We start from the raw sequence: 899 nt of genomic DNA on the forward strand, positions 1-899 counted from the left end.
TCCTTATTAAGCAAGCGCATCGCAATCTGGTTCAGTCGCTGATAGGCGATCTCACCGGCTTTTTGATCCTTACGGCGCGGAATAAACGCTGGCGGATCGGCAATCACCACGTCAAAGCGCTCTCCCTGCTCGCGTAACGCCTTGCACACTTCAAACACATCGCCCTCGATACTCGTTACCTGATCCTGCAAACCATTGAGCTCTGCATTCTTATGCACATAGTCTAAAGCCAAACGTGAGCTATCAACGCATGTCACCTCTGAAGCACCAAATGCCGCCGCTTGAACACCCCAACCACCAACATAACTAAAAAGGTCTAGAACCTTTTTGCCTTTCACATATGGCTTCAGGGCTGCTCGCCCAAGTCTATGATCATAAAACCAGCCGGTCTTCTGACCTTGCTGAACGGGCGCAACGAAGCGGACTCCATTCTCAACGAGCTCCGCCTCTTGTAACTCACCTGTAGCCTGCTCTACATAATTCTCTAGACCTTCTGACTCTCGCATCTTGCCATCGTTTTTGAACAACACCGAACGTGGTTTGAGCTTTTTCTCTAGCACCGCCAGAATATCGTCCTTTAACATCTCCATACCGGCGATAGATATTTGAACCACAAAATCTTGGTCAAAACGATCAATCACCAAGCCTGGCATGCCATCGCTATCACCAAAAACGAGACGATAGCAAGGCACATCAAAGCGTGTTTCGCGAAGAGACAAAGCAATATTTAGGCGATGCGCGATCAAAGACCGATCAAAAACCGCTTGCTTATCGCGACTAAATAAACGACCACAAATAAGCGTATTCGGATTGACGAAAGCAACGCCAAGAAATTGCCCAGAGTGCGACTCAATCGTGCATTGTTCACCAGCGGCGAATCCTCTCAAGGGCGTTTTCTT

The 899-nt window shown here is 48.5% G+C and carries 1 protein-coding gene; it reads right to left on the reverse strand.

The features are described from left to right. Window positions 1-899 (reverse strand): class I SAM-dependent rRNA methyltransferase (locus A3750_RS15320; protein ID WP_068548416.1); only part of this gene is annotated, 899 nt, incomplete at both ends.

The sequence above is a fragment of the Oleiphilus sp. HI0079 genome (assembly GCF_001635105.1).